Genomic DNA, 18,925 nt, shown 5'->3' with positions numbered 1-18,925 from the left:
TTGGTGTTCCAATTATATCCTACGTACATTAAACGCACATGAAATTCGTCTGTAGAGATTGAAGATTGTCTGGCCCAGGCCTGCAAAATAAATGAATATATCCAGTTACTTCAACGCCCCTCTACAGAGAAAAGCCCTCACACCACCGGTGCGAGGGCTCTTGCTGCAAATCTTACAGTTGGCCTTGAATTTTACCTTGAAGCGCTGCTTTGGATTGCAGACCAACCATTTTGTCAACGGGTTGACCGTCTTTGAACAGGATCAGCGTAGGGATCGACATAACGCCGAATTGGGAAGCCAATTCAGGCTCTTCGTCTACGTTGATTTTCGCGATTGTCGCGGAGCCTGCCAGCTCAGTGGAGAGCTCCTCGACGATTGGAAGCTGCATTTTGCAAGGGCCGCACCATGGCGCCCAGAAGTCAACGAGCGTTACGCCGCTCTCGATGCTTTTGTTGAAAGTGTCTTTAGTCAATGCTACTGCCATGTTCATTCATCCTCTCTACAATAAGTTCGTAATCCTATGGGAAGGGATACCCCGTCTCACCTAAAGCTCATGCCTCAAGGACACTGCTTGCATTCCTTGATCTGACCCAGCACACCTGCAATCGTAATGCCGCCAAAATAATTCTCAAGCTGCTTCTCCGCCCTGCAGAAAATACCGTCCATCACTTCCCGCATGTTGGAGCCGACGACGCAATCCATATCCGGATCGCCCGAGCACCAGCTCGGAATGACGGAGCCTTGCGCCATCAGTCGATAAATATCGGCTAGGGTGACAACAGCTGGATCAAGCGTCAGCCGGTATCCGCCGCCTGCGCCCTCCCGCGTGTCGACATAACCGCCGCGCTTCAAACAGCTCATCACTTTGCGTATACGGGCCGGGTTGGTCGATACGTTATCCGCGATGGCCTCGCTTGGCGCCATGCGCTCCGGCAAATAAGCCAAGTAAACTAAACTGTGTACGGCAATGGTGAATTCGCTGTTCATGCTTAACGGCACCCCGCTTTATACTGTAATCATATCAGTTACAGTTGAATCTGTCAACGGCGGCAGCTGTCTTATTTTGTGATGAAGAGGGCATGTCTATTCATCGACGCTTGAACGGAACGTAAACGTTGTGCGAGCGAGTAGGCAGGCACAAATCAGAACAGCTCGAGCTGCTCCGCGTCCGCATCTCCCGGCAGTGCCAGCTCGAAAGAGCCGCGCGGCGGAAGCTGATGCAGCATCGCCATTAGCTGCAGCGCATTGTCGGCCGCATCGCCGCCGGAGTTATTGTTGAACAGCACGCACACCGTGCGCGATTGCTGCGCGAGGCGATGCAGCCGCTCCGCCCACTCGCTCAGCTCGGCTTCATTGTACCGGTACAAGTACCGCACGTCCCGCCAATTCGGCTGTCCGCTCGATACCCAGCCGCCCGTATTGCGGCCGTGCAGCCGGACAAGCGTCAGCTCCTCGCTGGTCGACGCCTCGACGATCGGTATCGAGCCGTCGCCAGCCTGCGGCTCGTCGCAGACGGTGTGATACCAGCCTTCGCGCTGCGTGAAGGCGATTGTCTTCTCGCGCATCTCTGGCGCGTACCAGCTCTGGTGGCGGAACTCGAGCGCGCATGGCACATCGCCCATGCGCGCCTTCGCCGCCCGCAGCGCATCCACGTTCATGCGCGTGCAATTGAACCATGGCGGGTACTGGAACAGCACCGCCATCAGTTTGCCCGCTTCGCGAATAGGCGCGATCGCATCGAGAAATGCTTGAAACATTGTCTCTTCGTTCTCATAGGGATGAGTGCCTTTGCCGCGCGCATGCCCGGTCATGCCTTGATAAGCCTTGATAACGAAGCGAAAGTCGCCTGGTGTGTCGCTAGCCCACTTCGACATCGTATGCGCCGATTGAATCGCGTAGAAGGTACTATCTACCTCGACGACGCGGAACCAGTGGGCATATGCGGGCAGCTTATTACGCGCCGAACCCGCTCCGCGGTACAGCTCGGAATGGTCGCCCCATCCGCATAAACCGATCTCGATCACGATTTGTCACCTCACATTTTGCACCAGGACGGGCCTTGGCGCCCTTGCTTGATTAAGTAAACTGCATTAGCATGTAGATTAGCATAAGTTTACAGCGTCCCTATTTTGCAAAGCAACAACCGCCCTGCCTACTTTAGAAAAACTTACCCGAAAGGTTGTCGTTTCGTTATGCATATTGATGTGTACTCCGATGTGGTGTGCCCCTGGTGCCGCATCGGCAAGCAAAATCTGCTGCGCGCCATCGAGCTCTGGAAGGAGAGGAATGATGAGCCCGTTACCGTAACGTACCACGCTTATCAGCTCGACCCGAACCTGCCAGAGGAAGGCCGGGCATTCGATGAGGTTATGATGCGAAAAATGGGCGGACGAGAGTCCATGAAGCGGGCCATGGATCAAGTAACGCGAGCTGGCGCAGCCGTCGGCGTTACGTTCCGCTTCGACCAGGTGAGCCGGATGCCGAACACGCGGCTGGCGCACCGATTCATCGCTTTGCTTCCGGAGGAGCGCCGCGCCGATGCGGTCGAAGAGCTGTTCCGCGCATACTTCGAAGACGGAGCCGATGTCGCACAGCTAGACGCTATTATGAGCATTGCCGAGCAGCTCGGCGTGAATACCCCCGATCTGGAGAAGCGGCTGATGAGCGGCGAAGGCGGCCAAGCGGTGGATGCGGACTTGCGGAAGGCGCAGCAGATTGGGATTACTGGCGTGCCGTTCTTTATTTTCAACAATCGTTATGCATTGTCAGGTGCGTACCCTGCCGAGGAACTGCTCGGACTGATGGGCGGCGTGAATACAGGCGTTTAAATGAGAAAAAGCTGAGGGCGTGTGAATACGCACTCAGCTTTCTGTTTTATTCAGGCACCTATTCATTAATGGCCGCCCTCGCCGACGATTCGAAGTCCGATAACACCGATAATAATCATACTTATAAAGAGCAGTTTGCGTTTATCCTTCGATTCGCCGAATGCGAGCATTCCGAGCACGACGCTGCCAACCGAGCCGATTCCCGTCCAGACGGCGTATGCCGTACTCATCGGAATGCCTTGCAGTGACCGCGATAAGAAATAGAAACTGACGAACCCCGCACCGATCGCAAGCAGCGTGCCTTTCCAATTCTTAAAACCGTTCGACAGCTTAATCCCCGTCACACCGCCGACTTCGCCAAGCCCCGATAGGAGCAGAAACAACCACTCCATTAGCTGCCCCCTCCTTTCGCCCCGCCCGCCTCGATTTCAGCTTCTGCCTCAGCCGGGTCCGAAGCGATCATTTTGAGCCCGATAATGCCGCTCATGAGGAGTGCAATGAATACCAGCTTCAGCACATCGACAGGTTCACCCAGCAGCACGATGCCAGAGATGACCGTACCGACTGTACCGATACCAGTAAAGACCGCGTAGGCCGTGCCGATCTCGATCTTGCGCATCGCCGTCGAGAAGAACATGAAGCTTATAATAAGCAGCGCGACCGTAATGATGCTCGGTACGAGCCGTGTAAATCCATGCGAAGCTTGAAGCCCATAGGCCCAGCAAATTTCAAGCAAGCCTGCAATGAGCAGAAACAGCCATGCCATGATGATGAGTTCTCCTTTCTCTTGTCACCCTTTGCGTTAAGCCTTGGGCGACGTCCGCGTCCGGTCGACCGTTTCCCGCAGGCAATCCCAAATGAGCGCCTGCCGTCGCCGATACAGCGCCGAATCGTATAGTTTATATTCAACGAGCAAGCCGTCCGTTAACGCATAGAACAGCGCCAGCAATCTCTCCGACTGTTCAGGTTCACAATGTGCGCAGCGGTTCAGCAGTTCCGTCAATTGCAGCGTAATTTGATCCTCGTAAGCGATAAAATCCTGCCCGAGCCGCTCCTCCAGATGACGAGGCGGAACGAGCAGCGTTCGCTTCAGAAACGACTGTCCCTTCGTAATGTGGTCCAAATCCGTGAAAAAGATAAATGCCGCATATAGGCGCTCCATCGGCGGCTGATCCGATGTCTCTGCCAGCAGCTGCATGAATTTCGCATGCTCCTCGCGGATCGCATCGTCAATCAGCTCCAGCAGCAGCTGCTCCTTGGACTCGAAGTGCGCATAGATCGACGGCGTCTTAATGCCGACCGACTTCGCAATTTCCGAGAGGGACACGCCTTCGTAGCCCGACTCCGCGAATAACGTCAGTGCCGCTTGCTTTAACCGGTTCGCTGTCATGCGGATCACCGTCTCCTTTATTTGGACTTCCTGTATCTCACTTTAACCTACTTTAACTTTGCGTTTCGCGAGCTTGCCTAACGAACGTTAGTTAGCTGACCTCACGTGATCATACTGGGTTTGCAGTGCGGTGTCAAGACTCTTCCTCTGGGGTAAAGAGCGAAGGCGGAACTTTTTGCTCCACTCTGGCGTCTGAACGTTCATATAGAGGAGGCTTACCTATGAAGAGAATAATTACCCTCACAGCCGCGCTAAGCTTACTGGCAGCGAGCCCTGTCGCCCATGCAGCCAAGCCAAGCCGCATCGTGGCGAACGAACGGACTGTTCTTACCTCAGTTCCGTCCATTGTGGAAAATGGCAGAACGCTTGTCCCGCTTCGCGTCGTTGCCGAAGCGCTCGGTGCTTATGTGTCTTGGGATGCCAAGACACGCACGGCCGATGTGCGCAAATGGACGGAATCGATTGCCTTCAAGCCAGGCTCGAAGACGGCGACAGCTGTATACGGAAGCATTAATCCGGGCCCGCAGACCGTAGCGCTTGATGCGGCAGCAGTCTCGCAGCAAGGCCGCGTGTATGTGCCGCTTCGGATGATCGCCGTATCCTTCGGCTAAGGACCATTTCGCTGCATTCGTTTATAAATTCAGCCGATCGGGCAGTGCTCGCGACGGGCGAGCTGCGTGATGCACGTCTGCTGGTCAAGAAGAAAGGCGCATTGAATGAACACTATGCCCAGCTGCCGACCTTGTACCCATCACAGGGGCGTGAGGGATATGCCGCGACGTTCTTGTTCCCTGTCGGCGAAGCGAACCGCTTCTTCCTCGTATCGGGCGATACCGCAGCCTTCTACGAGCTGATCGACGGTTTCTTCGTGGTCACTTGGCGCGCACTCATTCCGCTTGGAAGCAAGGATGCACTCGGCTTGTTCTTCGACGGCGAATACACGCAAGCAACGGGCACGTACCCGACTGCAGCTGGAGATAAAGGCTTCGTCTATAACATAACGAGCACCTATCTGGACAGTGAGCGGCATACGACTGGAACGGTTGATAGTGACGGCACGATCCATGTGCTCGGTACCACATGGTCTGTAGGCGGCGAGCTGAAGGAGCAGTCCGGCTCTCTCGACATGGTGTTACCAGGCGAGACGAGAAATGAAGTGAGACTGCCTTAATTTCGGATTTACTTCCTCAAGGCTTTCCAACTTCCAACCAATCAGGCTTACTGCACTAATACTGCTGCTCGCTGCTTTGATCACAGCATGTGCGGCCCAAGCAGTCAAAGGCGGCTTCCCAGGCGGCATCTACGCTCGATTGCTGGATCGGGTCGATCCCAACACGTACAGCATCGATACCTATGCATGGGACTGATCACGGACGAACCATTTAGTAAGGCGACTGACCAACCCTTCGTCTCCGTCGTCAATCTGTCCATCTACGGGTTCGATTCCGAAGCGGAGCGGGTGAAGGGACGGAAGGATTTTGAGGCGCAAATGTCTGCAAGGACAGCGCTGGACGAGCTTCATCCGGGCATCTATGAGCATAACAACGTGCTGGTCATCTACTTTCGGGACAATGATACCGAAGATATAGTCAACTCGGATATCCGCGAGGCACTGGAGGAATTGTAGCCCAACCTACCCCGCCGCCACTCTAACGGACCTCACAACCCTTATTCGCTCGAATATCGCCTCTTCCAGACTCTAACGGACTCCAGTGACCTTATTCGCTCCAATCCAGACTCAGACCCGGCCAAATTCACTACATAGCGTCTTTCGAGTCCGTTAGACTTATGTGACGGCCGATTCGCGCCGAATAGCGACTCCTGAGTCCGTTAGCGCCAGCCGACCGCACACGCACACAAACAACCCCGCGTTCCCTCGAACGCGGGGTCTCTCTGCTTCACGGTATCGTCAGTTCCTCGGCAAAATGCCCCGACCGATTCACCTTCGTCTCCAGATACTTGCGATTAAATTCCGAAATATCGCCCCACAGCGGCACGCGGTCATCGACGTTCATGCCGGATGCCTTCAGCGCTGCGAGCTTCTTCGGATTGTTCGTAATGAGCGTCACCGGCTTGCTGCGCAAGTGTGACAGCACAACAATCGTCTCCTCGTAGCTGCGTGCATCGTCCTTGAAGCCGAGCTCCAGGTTCGCCTCCACCGTGTCGTAGCCCTTCTCTTGCAAAATGTACGCCATCGCTTTGCTGAACAGCCCAATCCCGCGCCCCTCATGGTTGGCAAGATAGAATAGCGCGCCCGTGCCGTGGCTCACGATCATCCGCATCGATTGGTGCAGCTGAAAGCCGCAGTCGCATCGCTTGCTGCCGAAGATATCGCCCGTATGGCAGATACTGTGCATCCGGATGTACGCATCCGGATTATTCGCGAAGTCGCCGTAGACGAGCACGCTCGACTGCTGCTTTTCCGCCAAGTTCGACTCCGACAGCTGCTCGATCAGGTATTCGGTGCGCTCCTTCTCCTTGCATCCACCCTCGCTGTGAACGAGGTCCCTACACGGCATCCAGCAGTACCACTGAAACTTCACGGTCTCCCCGTCCAGATTCACCGGCAGCGAAATCGGACCTACCAGCATAACTGTGCCGCGCTTGCTCTTTATCGTCTGAATTCGATCATCCAATATCGCAACAATTGCTTCATCGATCACTTTATGAGAGCCCCCCATCGCAACCAAACTGCCCTTAGTGTGGGGTGCAGCAATAGGATTTATGCGGCGGGCAGAGGCGGAGATGGATTATCCCTCGCTCACGACGAACACATTGCCATCCAGATCTTCGAATGTAAAATATGCCGTGCCATGCTCCCCCTCAATCTCGCCTGCTTCCGCACCTTTGGCACGCAAATGCGCCAGCGCTCCTGCCAGGTCAGGCGTTGCAATAACCGCAATTGGCTCTTTGCCGGAGGCCGAGCTTAGCCGATGCTCATTAATGAGCAAGTCCGCGCCCTTGTCCATCTTTATGCGGCGCAAATCTCCAAACTGCGGGTCCGCTTCCGCAGCCTTGCCGACCAGCCCCTCATACCAGTCCACCTTATGCGCATCATCGCCCGCAGATACAATGATGCGGCTTATTTTGCCCAACAATGCGTGCATCGACTGCGGAGGCAAGTCCAGCGGACGGTTGGCGCGGCAGATCATCGTATCGTCGTTGACCGTAAACACGGAGACGAACTCATCAATGAACACCTCCGTACGGGACTCATGCGGATGGCTGTCGCAAAATGCACTCGCGGCATGAATGTCGTCCGTATCGAACATGATGACAGGCTTGCCTCCCCCCCAAATATTGCTGTCCAGAATGAGCTGCACGCCGCCTTCGAACTCAAAAATATAAATGCCGTGTTCGAACTGCGCATCCTGCGGCGCAATATGGCGGTCAAGCAGGCTGGCATACCATTCTGTCGCTTGTTTTAAGTCTCGAACCGGAACGAATACCGCCGGCATAAAAGGTTTAATTGGATGTTTTCCAGTGTCAGCGTCAGCTTCAGCGTTAGAGTTAGCGGCAGTCTTAATAGCTTCGTTCATCATCATTATCATTCCCCCCCAGGTTTCATGTTCGTTCTCACCCTATAGACACGGCGATGCCAAATTATCTATCACCATTGCTGCAGTAAATGTTCGATGATTGCGATACCCTCTGTCTCCGCCTCATATGCCGCCTGCAAGCCGGAGCGAATCTGCCCCATCCGATTGCCGTGACTGCCTCCGTAGCCGAAAGGAAAGCTCGGGTACAGCCGCCGGAATTCCTCGCCTACCCGGCCATAGCAAGCCGCAGCTGCCGCAAGCCCCTGTTCCCGTCTGCCGCCGCTTCGCACTGCCAGCCCCTGCAGATAACTGGCTGCACGCTGCCGTGCCTCTGCCAAAATCGCAACCTGATACGCATGGCCATGCAAGTTAAGGCCGCCCCGCTCCACCGCCTCGAGCCAGAGCTCATAGCCCTTCAGCCCGTAGGCGAATCCTTCGAGCGGCGGCTCCTTGCCTCGAGCATGGTTCACTATTGCCTGCAGCGCCGCTCGCCCTGGCATCGGCTGCGAACGCTGTCCGCGAATGCCGAGCACGAACAACGGCGGTTCCTCCCCGGTGCGCCCCAGCTTGTCATAGCGGAAGCTGCGTTTCAGCCGGTTCGCGCCGTAATACTTGATCTCGCCCGCTTCATCGTCATAGCCGTACACATAACCAAACTCATTGATGTTCATATTTCGAATAATGGCAGGAACACCGCGATCGATCGTCCCTTGAATGACCGCCAATAAATGTACTTGCTGCTCCGGTGTAATGCTCCGCCGCTGCGGGCGTCCGAAGCAGGTCCCTTCAATCCCGAGCCGCTCCATCGTCTGATAGCCGGTATAGCTCCAATCGAAGGTCGAAATACCCCGCCAATTGCAGCCCGCCGCCGTATTGAGACGGAAGGCATCGCCGGAGATGCCCATCAGCTCGGTCGTACTCCATTCCGCTCCATCACTCACATACCTCAGCGCTTCGCCAATCATCACAGAGATGAAGGCATACGGACTTGAATAAGAAGGCTCCGCCAGCGTCTTGGCGACGGTCTCCCGCCTGCTGCGTCGCTCCTTCAAGTAACGAGCGACCTCGCTGCTGAACCGCTCATCATTCGTCTTCACCCTAGCCCGGGAAAAAATATTATAAACATTGCTCTTGTTCATTCCGAACCTTGCCGCCAGCTCCTCCGGCGTCGCGTCATCGAACGCGCTTGCACGAAGCACCTCACGAGCTTGCCCTGATAACCGCTGCAGCACCTGTTCGACGAGTTCATCGCGGTCAGCCTGTTCTTCCCATTCCGCCATTTCATCCGGCTCACCACCGTCGCCGCCGGCATTGCCGAAGCTAGAGTTCGCACCTCCTCCAGCTTCCATCGCAGCCGTACCAGCACTCCCGAGCAGATCAATTGGCGCTTCGTTGCCGGACTTACCGCGAATTGCATTCATAGCTGTCCGCCGCACCATGAGGCGGAACCACGCCGTGAACTTCGCGTCGTCCTCCAAGCTGCCGAGCTTGTCCCGCATGCGCAGGAACGCTTCTTGCACGATGTCCTCCGCCAAATAAACGTCGCGGACAATTTCCCTCGCCCAAGACAGCGCCGCCGAGCGGTACCTCGTGACGATCTGCTCAAATGCAGCTGTTTCCCCTCGTTTCACAAGTGCGACCAGCTCGGCGGTCTCATTGTTATTTTCCACAGACGGCTCTCCTCGCCCACAATAAGTCACATCAACCTAACACAACAGCGACACATATAACTCACTTCGCCCCATGCGCCGCCTTCTCCGAACGAATCGCATCATTGATTGCCTTCAGCTCCGGCACAGCCTTGACCTTCGCATCCGACAGCTTATATCGCTCCTTCAGCGCCAAGATCCGCAGCACGCTCTCGTTAATCCGCTTCTCCGTGATCTCGCCTTTGCCGATACTCTTCTTAAGCGCCGCGATTACCGCATCCACATTCGTATATTCATGCGCGACTAGCACGATATCGCTGCCCGCTTTTACCGCCTGAACAGCTGCTACGCCCATCCCATAATGGTTGGCGATCGCCCCCATCGTCAGGTCGTCGGTGATGACGACGCCTTTGAAGCCCAGCGTTCCGCGGAGCTCATCCGTAATGACGCGCTTGCTCAAGGAAGCCGGCCACTTCGAATCCAGCTTCGGAAACAGAATGTGCGCGATCATGACGACATCCGCATCATCACCAATCGCACGCTGGAATGGACGCCATTCGAACGCCTTCAGCTGGGACAATGTTTTGTACACAATCGGCAGCTCCAGATGCGAATCCACAGAAGTATCCCCATGCCCCGGAAAATGCTTCACAACCGGCACGACCTTCTCCGCCCGCAGCCCTTCCATCACAGCGATTCCCATCTTCGTCACCCGATCCGCAGTCGCACCGAACGAACGATCCCCGATGACCGGATTCTTGGGATTGCTATTAATATCAAGCACCGGGGCAAAATCCACATTGAACCCCATCGCCTTGCTTGCCTTTCCAAGCAGATGGCCAATTCGCCCCGCATATGCGGCATCACCTGTATCACCGACCGCCTTCCCGCTCGGGAAGGACACTAGTCCCGGAAGACGCTCGACTCTACCGCCCTCTTCATCGACCGTAACGAGCAGCGGCGAGACATTCCCGCTATTCCACGATTTCAATTGATTCACATAAGCGGCAACTCCGCTCGGGGTCGTCACATTGTCTTTATAGAAAATAACGCCGCCGACATGCTGCTGCGCGATCATCCGCTGCGCCCGCGCGTCCGCCTTCGTCCCGTCGATGCCCGCAATAATCATCGTGCCCAGCTTCTCATTAAGCGTCATCCGGTCCAGCTGTTTCTGGATCGCCGACTTTGGCGGCGCTTCTTGCGCAGGCGGCTTCTCTTCAGTCGGCGGCGAGGAAGGCTCCGTCGCTGGCTGTTCCGGCTTCGCCGGTTCAGCTGGCTTCACGGGCTCCGTCGGCGTCGTAACCGAGTGCCCGCCGGTTTGCCCTGGCGCATTCGCTCCCGAACCCGGCGCAGGCTGCTCCGCCGTCTCATGGGCAGCACAGCCCGTCACTAACAGAATCGCCGCCATTAGTGCCGCGGCGCGTATTCTCATTCGCATCATAATCAAATCACCAGCTTCCCTTGTTCTCTTATGTGATTTCCTTATTGTTTCCTCATCATTGGCCGAAGAACCTCTATTTGAACCCATATATGCAGAAAAACCACCTTCTCTCCCAAAGAGAAAAGGCGGTTAACCTGACATGGAACGTTAGATTGTCCACAAACTCCAATCATTCCGCCGCTTGCCGAGGGAATCGACCCAACGGAGCGAGATATCGAATAACTGCTCGCGGGAAGCTTTTGACGAGAAAGTATGATCCCCCTGCAGGATCACTTCTTTGTCGCAGCCGCCTTCCTTACGAGTCCAAAACATCTTCTGATATAGGAAGCAATAGTCGACCGGAATCACCATGTCTGCCGTTCCGTGCACGATTAGTACATCGCCGCTGTATCCGCTCAGCTCTACCAACGGCTGATACTGCGCAAGCGAATCCGTGAAGCGCTTCGTCAGCTCATAGTGCATATGATCGGTTTTGCCGATGGTGTCGATCTCTTGTATCGCCTTCGCCCCGATAATGTTGCGGATATCGAGGAACGGATGCGCAACTGGCGCCCATAGCACGAGCGACTTCACGCGAGCGTCGCGCGCTGCCGTCAGCACGGCAACCGCGCCGCCGAGACTATGACCGATCAACGTCAGCCTCTCATGATCAACGAGATCCAGGCTCGACGCATAATCGATGACCGTGCGCGTCTGCGCAATCAGTTCATCAAGACCGCCGCTGCCATAATCGCCTGTGCTCTCGCCGCAGCCGCCATAGTCAAACCGCAGCACCAGATAGCCGCTGCGAGTCAACCGTTCCGCCGCCTCTACGAACAGGCGGTCCGTTCCCATTCGATTGCCGATAAAGCCGTGGCATATAATAACAAGCGGAAATTTGGCCGCATATTTCGTCTCAGGATCGCAGTGAGGATACTGCAGTACGCCCGATAATTGCAAGTCGCCGCTTTTAATTGTTATAGGATGATTCATATTCGGCACCACCTTATTCCCATAATCCCTACTTACTTTGTTGGAATTAACTTTACCACGGAAACAGCGCCTCGTCAATTGCCGTTTTGCCTAGGATTATCCAATATGCTTCAGCGCTTCACGCACGCTTAGCGGGGACAACTCCGTCTCCGCAACGAACTGTTTGACCGCCACCGCGTCTGTCTTGCCGTACTCCCGAAGTGCCCAGCCGATCGCCTTGCGAATGAAGAAGTCCTCCTCATGCGCAGTGCGCCGAATCAGATCGAACAGAAGCGGAGCATCCGTCTTCGCCTTGTAGCCAAGCTGGAATAGAATCGCGGTACGGCGCAGCCACAGGTTGTCTGATTCTTCCATCCACTTCTCCGTATAGGGCTTCACCATCTCCGGATGCTTCGCAAATAACGTACCGACCAGATGGCTGGCAATGAGGTCTACCGTATCCCACCATGAGTTAGTTGTGACGATAAACTCCAGTAACGGCGCGTCTTCAGGCCGCAAGTCCTTTTTCCGTTTCTCCATTAACATCATTGCCGTATAGTGGAACTCCCGCTCCGGCATCGCCCACAGCTCGCGAACAACCTTCTCCAGTTCCTCACCGGACGGAACTCCGTTTTCCTTCATGAACTGCTTCGTAAGCGAAGTCCGCTCCGGCGTCCGTATCCCGAGGAAAGGAAACAACCCGCGCATATATGCCGACATCGCTTCAGCAGCCTCTCCGTTAGCATGGCTGCGCAATAGCGCTTCTATGTCTTTACAATAAGACGGCGATACCGCCGCCGATGTACGTGCACTCATCCATTCCAGCCTCCTTTAATGACTTGATTATAATTTTTTCAACGGTTCACTACAACTTACACAGACATAACACGACAAGTGATTTGTAAGTTTTTATCACATAATGAGGGATACTGATGTAGCGTCAGAGAATTGTTCCAGATACTGGTGATAAACAGCCGGAAAAGGCGACAAAAAGAGGGAGGGGATGTCATATATCGTTACAATTTGGCTGAGAGTGACGAAGAACGACGGACTAAGGGAGATAAGTAGCAGGTAGAGTGGAGAAATGGAGCAGATCGACGGAAAAGGTGACGAAGTTGCCGGAAACCGAGCGGGCAGAGGAAAAGAGGGAGAACGTGCCCCGCCCATTCGGTTAGAGACGATGCTGAGCAATATACTGGGCATATAGCTCAGGTGTATTCAGGTTGATGAATGCCGAAGCCTCTTCAGGCGTTGGCGAAAGACTCCGAGCAGATAGACCATTCAGGAATGACATAACGCGAAGATCGCGCTGCTCTAGAAGCTGCTGCAGACGATTAACCACTCCTGTATGATAAAGCGCGTGAAAAGGTTGATTCAACGTTGTGCGAATGACGTCCGGACAATCATCTGAAAAAGAGGCAGAAGCAAGCATTCGACCGAGCAGCGACTCCGACAATACAGGCATATCGCAAGCCATAACGAAGGCATAAGCTTGTCCCGGAATTTCGGATAATGAAGCATGCAGCCCCGCCAATGGTCCGCTATCCACATACGTGTCACGAACAAATTCTATCGGTCCTCGAACACCAATTAGCGCTTGCTGATAAGTCTCCTCCCGCTCTCCATCTCCTGCTGCAACGATGATGGTTCCACCAATTCCAGCAAGGCGCATCCCATCGGCGATGATGCGCAGCAGCACCTTTTCCCCAACCGGCAATAACGCCTTATCCGTCCCCATTCTTCTGCTCTGTCCGCCCGCCAAAATAATACCGTGCACATCCGCTCCCGCCAGCATCATCATGGTTCCCCCTTCCATACCTGCAAATCGCTGTAACCATTATATCACGCAGTCTTGAACACAGATTTCGCATCCAGAAATTAAGCGTTTTTCACCATTTGACGAAAACGCTTCCTTACGTTATGATGAGGGACGTATTTCCCATATGAATTGGCGTGTTACCTTAACATGAGGGCATGAGCCAAGAAATTTTCTGCTGCCAGCGGAATTTTTCTTGGCTCTTTTTTGTTCCCAATTGCCATACTAAGCAGGTGCGAGGTGTATGTTTCGGCATGAAGAAAGAATCGCTGCTTCGAGTTGACCGCGTCATCGGCAACAACGTTATTTTGGCGCAATCGGATACACAGGGCATGGAGTATGTGCTCATGGGGAAGGGCATCGGGTTCGGCATCAAATCGGGCGAGCTTCTGGCCGAGGACGACAAGCGGATCGAGAAACGGTTCCGCCTGGATGATCCGAAGCAAATGAAGCATTACCACGCCATGATGGAAGAAGCCGATCCTGAAGTCATCCGCATTACGGAAGCGATTCTCGCCGACATCGAAGAGAGGTTCGGCGGGCCGCTGAATAACAAAGTGTATTACTCGCTGCCAAGCCATATTCAGTTCGTCCTCTATCGGCTTCAGAACGGCATGGAGATCGTGAATCCTTTTCTCCAGGAGACGAAGCTGTGGTTCCCCGCGGAATATGAAGCGGCAGGCCGGGCGGCTGCGAAGATTCAGGAGACGTTCGGCGTGGATCTGCCGGAGGATGAGATCGGATTCCTCACCTACCATGTCCATTCGGCGCTAACGAATGTTGCGGCTTGGGAGCTCGCCAAATTCTCGAATGTGGTGACAGAGCTTGTCGAGCGGATCGAAGCGCTTCAAGGAATCGCAATTTCCCGGGACAGCATGGACTACCGCCGGCTCGTAACCGACTTGCGGTATACGGTCGAGCGCATTAGCCAAGGGAAGCACATGGCGAATCCGCTTCTGCCGGAGCTTCGAAAGAAGTTCAAAGGGGACTTTGCACTTGCGCAAGACCTGTCGGCTCTGATCGCAGAGCGGCTAGGCACAGAAGTACCTGATGAAGAGGTCGGCTACATAGCTATCGAGTTGTACCGCTTTTTCCAAGGGCTAGATCAACATCATCCCGTTTAAGGAGTGAAGGAATTATGCTAGGCAAACTGTTCAAATCGAAGAAGGCAACGCTCGAAATCGTCTCCCCTCTCACAGGCAAAGCCGTGGAGCTCACAGAAGTGCCGGATGAAGCGTTCGCCGGCAAGCATATGGGCGACGGCGTTGCAATCGAGCCGACTGTCGGCAAGCTGATCGCACCTTTTGACGGCGTGATCGCACATGTCATCCATACCAATCACGCCGTTATCATCGAGCATGAGTCAGGCTTACAGGTACTTGCCCATATCGGAATCAATACGGTAGCGATGCAAGGCGAAGGCTTCACTGGCCATGTCCAGACAGGCGACACGGTCAAAGCCGGCCAAACGCTGATCGAGTTCGATATCGACAAAATCAAAGCGGCGGGCTATCCGGTCATTACACCGGTCATTATCGCAAACGGCGAGACGGTTGCGGAGATGGAAAATTTCTTCGGAGACGTTAAAGCCGGCGACACAACCGTCATTCGCGCGGTGCTTGCATAGCGTTATGGTCTCACACAACTACATCTAAGAAGGGATTGAGAAGACATGTTAGCATTTTTGCAAAGAATCGGGAAAGCGCTTATGCTTCCCGTTGCCGTCCTCCCAGCGCTGTCAATTCTGCTGCGGTTCGGTAACATCAACTACGTCACTGATTTTCATTTTGGCGAAGGATTCGGCGGCTGGCTGAACCAATATGTAGCGCCATTCCTCGCCGCAGGCGGCGGCGCGATCTTCGATAACCTGCCGCTGCTATTCGCAGTCGGCGTGGCGATCGGCCTCGCCGGCGATGCTGTAGCAGCACTCGCTGCCGTGCTCGCTTACTTGGTATTGACGAATGTTTTGGCAAAAGTACCTCTAGCATTCGCGGACTTTGTCGGCAAAGACGCGAAGCTCGATATGGGCGTACTTGGCGGTATCATCGCAGGTATGTTCGCGGCTTTCTTCTATAATCGTTATCATAATATCAAGCTTCCGGATTGGCTCGGTTTCTTCTCGGGCAAACGATTCGTCCCTATCATTACATCGCTTGCGATGGTTATTATCGGTCTCATCTTCGGTCTCATCTGGGGTCCGGTCCAGAACGTGCTTGATGATTTCGGTACATGGGTCGTAGACCTTGGCGGCATTGGCTCGGCCATCTTCATGACAGCGAACCGGCTGCTCATTCCATTCGGTCTGCACCACATTCTGAACTCGATCGCATGGTTCCAAATCGGCAGCTTTACGGATGCGGCGGGCAAAGTCGTTCACGGCGACTTGACGCGTTTCTTCGCCGGGGACAAAACAGCGGGCATGTTCATGACAGGCTTCTTCCCGATCATGATGTTCGCCCTTCCAGCGGGTGCGCTGGCGATTATTCGATCCGCACACCCTGAGAAGCGCAAAGCCATTGCTTCCGTATTCGTCGGCGCAGCTATCGCTTCGTTCCTGACCGGTATTACGGAGCCGCTCGAATTCGCATTTATGTTCGTAGCTCCAGGTCTGTACGCTATCCATGCTGTATTGACAGGCCTTTCCGGCTATATCACCTATACGCTCGGCATTAAGCATGGCTTCGGTTTCTCCGCAGGCTTAATCGACTATCTGGTCAACTACCCGCTGGCGACGAAGCCGCTGCTGCTCATTCCGATCGGTCTTATCTTCGCGGTTGTGTACTACTTCCTGTTCCGCTTCGTGATCGTGAAGTTCAACCTGAAGACGCCTGGCCGTGAAGACGATGATGCGCTTGTCGGCACAACGCCGGAGCAGCGCACTGGCGGAGTTGGAAAGGCAGGCGTTGCCGGCGGCAACGATAAAGCTGCGCGCGTGCTCGAAAACATCGGCGGTTCGGACAACATCGTCGGTATCGATGCATGTATTACGCGTCTTCGCCTTGTCGTGAAAGACGAGAAGGCTGTCAATGATGCAGCGCTTAAGGCGCTTGGCGCTTCCGGCGTTATGCGTCTCGGCTCCGGCGCGGTACAAGTTATATTCGGTACGCAGTCCGAGCGGTTGAAGGACGACATTAAGAAATTGATGTAGCCATTGATGCAAAAGTTGATGCAAAAAGATGGAATGATTTTTTGGACCAATTGGCGCGAGGGAGTCAGCTATATATGGGCTGCGCTCTCCGCGCTTCTATACATTACGGATAGAGCGTTCGAGGAGGAACCTACTTATGGAACAAACGTACACAATTGGCAGCGAGCTCGGCATTCACGTTCGCCCTGCGAAACTGATCGTTGAAGCGGTTAAGAAATATGCGGGCACAGAAGTATTCCTGGAGAAAGACGGCAAGCGCGTAGGCGCAAAAAGTCTGGTTAACGTGCTGACGCTCGGCGCGAAGCACGGCGACAGCGTAACGCTAATCACGGAAGGCGATCAAGCGGAAGCGGCGCAGCAGGAAATCGGCGCCATCCTCGCGGAGCGCTCGAAATGAAGCTGAGCGGTATTGCCGCTTCATCCGGCATCGCGATCGGCCCGGCTTGGGTCATTGAACAACTTGACGAGGCAGCCCTTCCCGCTTCGATCGATGCTGCGGCTGTAGATGGCGAGAAGAAGCGGCTCGAAGAAGCCGTTGCTGCCAGCATCGCGGATCTTAGCGGGCTGCGCGACCGGATGGCGGCTGAAGGACGGACGAATGAGACGGAGATTTTCGAAGGCCATCTGCTGCTGCTCGAAGATGAGGAGCTGATTGGCCGCGCACAAGAGCTCGTCTCGAATGAGCGGAGGCCTGCTGCTGCAGCCATTGCGGCAGCAAGGGACGAAATCGCGGCGATGTTCGAGAGCCTCGATGATGAGTATTTGCGCGAGCGCGCAGCAGACATCCGCGACGTATGCGGTCGCGTTCTCGGGCAGCTGACCGGGCGGACGGGCGTTCCGTCGTCGGTCAGCGGCGGCCCGGTCGTGCTCGTGACGGCGGATTTGACGCCGTCCGATACAGCGCAGCTGAACAAGAGCGCCGTCGCCGGCTTCGTCACGATGATCGGCGGACGCACGTCGCACTCCGCGATTATTGCGCGGGCGTCGGGCTTCCCCGCGATCGTCGGCATGGGCCGCGAGCTCGATTCGATCAAGAACGGGCAGCTGCTCATCGTGAACGGCTCCACGGGCGAGCTGTTCATTGACCCGGATGCTGCGCTTGCGGAGGAATATCGCGCGAAGCAGCAAGCGCTTGAGGCGCGCCGCGAGAAGCTCGGCGCGCTGCTGGAGGCCAAGTCGGTATCCGCCGACGGCGTGCATGTGGAGCTAGTCGCCAATATCGGCTCCCCGGACGATGCGGCGGGCGCACGGGCTGCCGGCGCGGAAGGCGTCGGCCTGTTCCGCACCGAGTTCTTGTACATGGGCCGCGACACGCTGCCAAGTGAAGAGGATCAGTTCGCCGCCTATGTACGGGCGGCGGAGGCGTTCAAGCCAGGCGCTCCGCTTGTCATCCGCACGATGGATATCGGCGGCGACAAGGAGCTGCCGCTGCTCGATCTGCCGAAGGAGGACAATCCGTTCCTCGGCTACCGGGCGATCCGGATTTCGCTCGACCGGCATGATCTGTTCAAAACGCAGCTTCGCGCGATCTTGCGGGCGAGCGCCCACGGGAACGTGAAGGTGATGTTCCCGATGATCGCGACGCTGGCGGAGTTCCGCGCAGCGAAGGCATTGTTGTTGGAATGCCGCGAAGAGTTGATTGCCGAGGGCGTGGCCGTCGGCGATAACGTCGAAGTCGGCATTATGATCGAGGTACCCGGTGCTGCGATGATGGCCGACCGCTTCGCGCGGGAGGTCGACTTCTTCAGCATCGGCACGAACGATCTGACGCAGTATACGATGGCGGCCGATCGGATGAACGAGAAGCTGACCGCGCTCGGCGATCCGATGCAGCCGGCTGTGCTGCGGCTTATCGAGCGCGTCATCCGCGCAGCCGAGGCCGAAGGCAAGTGGGTCGGCATGTGCGGCGAAATGGCCGGCCAGCCGCATGCGGTGCCGCTCCTGCTGGGCTTAGGCCTGCAGGAGTTCAGCATGAGCGCGAACGCGGTGCTCGAAGCGCGGGCGCTGATCCGCCAGCTGAGCAAGCAGGAGATGGCGGCGCTAGCTGCCGAGGCGCTAGACCTCGACTCGCCGCAAGCGATCCGCGAGCTCGTCGAAGCGCGCGTCCCTGCGGTGCGCGGGCTGTAATGTATTGAAGCAAAACCTCCCACCCTCTATAGGTGG

22 protein-coding genes are annotated in these 18,925 nt (G+C 55.6%); 9 read left to right on the top strand and 13 right to left on the bottom strand.

Annotated features, from left to right (window positions below; genetic code table 11):
• Positions 1-172: 172 nt before the first annotated feature.
• From trxA to A8990_RS06265, 3 genes are all read right to left on the bottom strand, one after another.
• Positions 173-484 carry a thioredoxin gene (gene trxA, locus A8990_RS06275; RefSeq protein ID WP_116188162.1) on the bottom strand — a complete coding sequence of 104 codons (312 nt, stop codon included), beginning with the start codon at positions 482-484 and terminating at the stop codon, positions 173-175.
• Between the two features lie 74 nt (positions 485-558).
• Positions 559-987, bottom strand: a complete 429-nt coding sequence (locus tag A8990_RS06270; protein ID WP_116188161.1) for an RrF2 family transcriptional regulator — start codon at positions 985-987, stop codon at positions 559-561.
• A 155-nt stretch (positions 988-1,142) separates the two neighbouring features.
• On the bottom strand, positions 1,143-2,024 hold the full coding sequence (locus A8990_RS06265) for a DUF72 domain-containing protein (protein WP_116188160.1): 882 nt from the start codon (positions 2,022-2,024) through the stop codon (positions 1,143-1,145).
• A gap of 168 nt (positions 2,025-2,192) precedes the next feature.
• Between A8990_RS06265 and A8990_RS06260 the strand changes: the two genes are divergently transcribed.
• Positions 2,193-2,828 carry a DsbA family oxidoreductase gene (locus A8990_RS06260; RefSeq protein WP_116188159.1) on the top strand — a complete coding sequence of 212 codons (636 nt, stop codon included), beginning with the start codon at positions 2,193-2,195 and terminating at the stop codon, positions 2,826-2,828.
• Between the two features lie 65 nt (positions 2,829-2,893).
• Here A8990_RS06260 and A8990_RS06255 read toward each other — a convergent pair whose 3' ends face one another.
• The 3 genes from A8990_RS06255 to A8990_RS06245 are packed head-to-tail and all read right to left on the bottom strand — an operon-like array spanning position 2,894 to position 4,218.
• Positions 2,894-3,220 (bottom strand): DMT family transporter, encoded by a 327-nt coding sequence (locus A8990_RS06255; RefSeq protein ID WP_116188158.1) that lies wholly within the window; start codon positions 3,218-3,220, stop codon positions 2,894-2,896.
• Positions 3,220-3,594 (bottom strand): DMT family transporter, encoded by a 375-nt coding sequence (locus tag A8990_RS06250; RefSeq protein ID WP_116188157.1) that lies wholly within the window; start codon positions 3,592-3,594, stop codon positions 3,220-3,222. The genes A8990_RS06255 and A8990_RS06250 overlap by 1 nt, the downstream gene beginning before the upstream one ends.
• Positions 3,595-3,630: 36 nt before the next feature.
• Positions 3,631-4,218: a TetR/AcrR family transcriptional regulator gene (locus A8990_RS06245; protein WP_116188156.1), complete on the bottom strand. Its 588-nt coding sequence runs from the start codon at positions 4,216-4,218 to the stop codon at positions 3,631-3,633.
• Between the two features lie 221 nt (positions 4,219-4,439).
• On the opposite strand from A8990_RS06245, the gene A8990_RS06240 reads away from it, so the two are divergent.
• The 3 genes from A8990_RS06240 to A8990_RS06230 all read left to right on the top strand — a co-directional run bounded on the left by A8990_RS06240 (position 4,440) and on the right by A8990_RS06230 (position 5,845).
• Positions 4,440-4,829 (top strand): copper amine oxidase N-terminal domain-containing protein, encoded by a 390-nt coding sequence (locus tag A8990_RS06240; RefSeq protein WP_116188155.1) that lies wholly within the window; start codon positions 4,440-4,442, stop codon positions 4,827-4,829.
• Between the two features lie 44 nt (positions 4,830-4,873).
• Positions 4,874-5,389, top strand: coding sequence for a hypothetical protein (locus A8990_RS06235; RefSeq protein WP_116188154.1), 516 nt, complete (start codon positions 4,874-4,876; stop codon positions 5,387-5,389).
• A 186-nt stretch (positions 5,390-5,575) separates the two neighbouring features.
• A complete protein-coding gene (locus tag A8990_RS06230; protein WP_116188153.1) occupies positions 5,576-5,845 on the top strand; it encodes a hypothetical protein in 270 nt (89 codons plus the stop codon).
• Positions 5,846-6,116: 271 nt separating this feature from the next.
• Here the strand turns inward: A8990_RS06230 and A8990_RS06225 are convergent, their stop codons facing one another.
• The 7 genes from A8990_RS06225 to A8990_RS06195 form a co-directional block, all read right to left on the bottom strand.
• Positions 6,117-6,881: a GTP cyclohydrolase II gene (locus A8990_RS06225; protein ID WP_245995867.1), complete on the bottom strand. Its 765-nt coding sequence runs from the start codon at positions 6,879-6,881 to the stop codon at positions 6,117-6,119.
• An 87-nt stretch (positions 6,882-6,968) separates the two neighbouring features.
• Positions 6,969-7,763: a VOC family protein gene (locus tag A8990_RS06220; RefSeq protein ID WP_116188151.1), complete on the bottom strand. Its 795-nt coding sequence runs from the start codon at positions 7,761-7,763 to the stop codon at positions 6,969-6,971.
• A 65-nt stretch (positions 7,764-7,828) separates the two neighbouring features.
• Complete coding sequence (locus A8990_RS06215) at positions 7,829-9,427, bottom strand: RNA polymerase sigma factor (RefSeq protein WP_181909430.1); 1,599 nt, start codon at positions 9,425-9,427, stop codon at positions 7,829-7,831.
• 61 nt (positions 9,428-9,488) lie between these two features.
• Positions 9,489-10,847, bottom strand: a complete 1,359-nt coding sequence (gene nagZ, locus A8990_RS06210; RefSeq protein WP_245995866.1) for a beta-N-acetylhexosaminidase — start codon at positions 10,845-10,847, stop codon at positions 9,489-9,491.
• 147 nt (positions 10,848-10,994) lie between these two features.
• Positions 10,995-11,819, bottom strand: a complete 825-nt coding sequence (locus tag A8990_RS06205; protein WP_116188149.1) for an alpha/beta hydrolase family protein — start codon at positions 11,817-11,819, stop codon at positions 10,995-10,997.
• 96 nt (positions 11,820-11,915) lie between these two features.
• Complete coding sequence (locus A8990_RS06200; protein ID WP_116188148.1) at positions 11,916-12,614, bottom strand: DNA alkylation repair protein; 699 nt, start codon at positions 12,612-12,614, stop codon at positions 11,916-11,918.
• A gap of 355 nt (positions 12,615-12,969) precedes the next feature.
• The gene (locus A8990_RS06195) at positions 12,970-13,599 is read right to left on the bottom strand and encodes a molybdenum cofactor guanylyltransferase (protein ID WP_181909429.1); all 630 of its coding nucleotides are present in this window, start codon (positions 13,597-13,599) and stop codon (positions 12,970-12,972) included.
• Between the two features lie 269 nt (positions 13,600-13,868).
• Here A8990_RS06195 and A8990_RS06190 point away from each other — a divergent pair, with 269 nt between their 5' ends.
• The 5 genes from A8990_RS06190 (at position 13,869) to ptsP (ending at position 18,889) form a co-directional block, all read left to right on the top strand.
• Positions 13,869-14,738 (top strand): PRD domain-containing protein, encoded by an 870-nt coding sequence (locus A8990_RS06190; protein WP_116188146.1) that lies wholly within the window; start codon positions 13,869-13,871, stop codon positions 14,736-14,738.
• Positions 14,739-14,752: 14 nt separating this feature from the next.
• Positions 14,753-15,241, top strand: coding sequence for a PTS sugar transporter subunit IIA (locus A8990_RS06185; RefSeq protein WP_116188145.1), 489 nt, complete (start codon positions 14,753-14,755; stop codon positions 15,239-15,241).
• Positions 15,242-15,286: 45 nt separating this feature from the next.
• Complete coding sequence (gene nagE / locus A8990_RS06180) at positions 15,287-16,762, top strand: N-acetylglucosamine-specific PTS transporter subunit IIBC (protein ID WP_116188144.1); 1,476 nt, start codon at positions 15,287-15,289, stop codon at positions 16,760-16,762.
• Positions 16,763-16,898: 136 nt separating this feature from the next.
• Positions 16,899-17,159: an HPr family phosphocarrier protein gene (locus A8990_RS06175; protein ID WP_116188143.1), complete on the top strand. Its 261-nt coding sequence runs from the start codon at positions 16,899-16,901 to the stop codon at positions 17,157-17,159.
• On the top strand, positions 17,156-18,889 hold the full coding sequence (ptsP, locus tag A8990_RS06170) for a phosphoenolpyruvate--protein phosphotransferase (protein WP_116188142.1): 1,734 nt from the start codon (positions 17,156-17,158) through the stop codon (positions 18,887-18,889). The genes A8990_RS06175 and ptsP overlap by 4 nt, the downstream gene beginning before the upstream one ends.
• Positions 18,890-18,925 lie beyond the last annotated feature (36 nt).

Source organism: Paenibacillus taihuensis (assembly GCF_003386535.1).
Taxonomy (GTDB): domain Bacteria; phylum Bacillota; class Bacilli; order Paenibacillales; family Paenibacillaceae; genus Paenibacillus_Z; species Paenibacillus_Z taihuensis.
The sequence above is the reverse complement of the archived record's forward strand: the minus strand, read 5'-3'. Positions and strand labels throughout refer to the sequence as shown.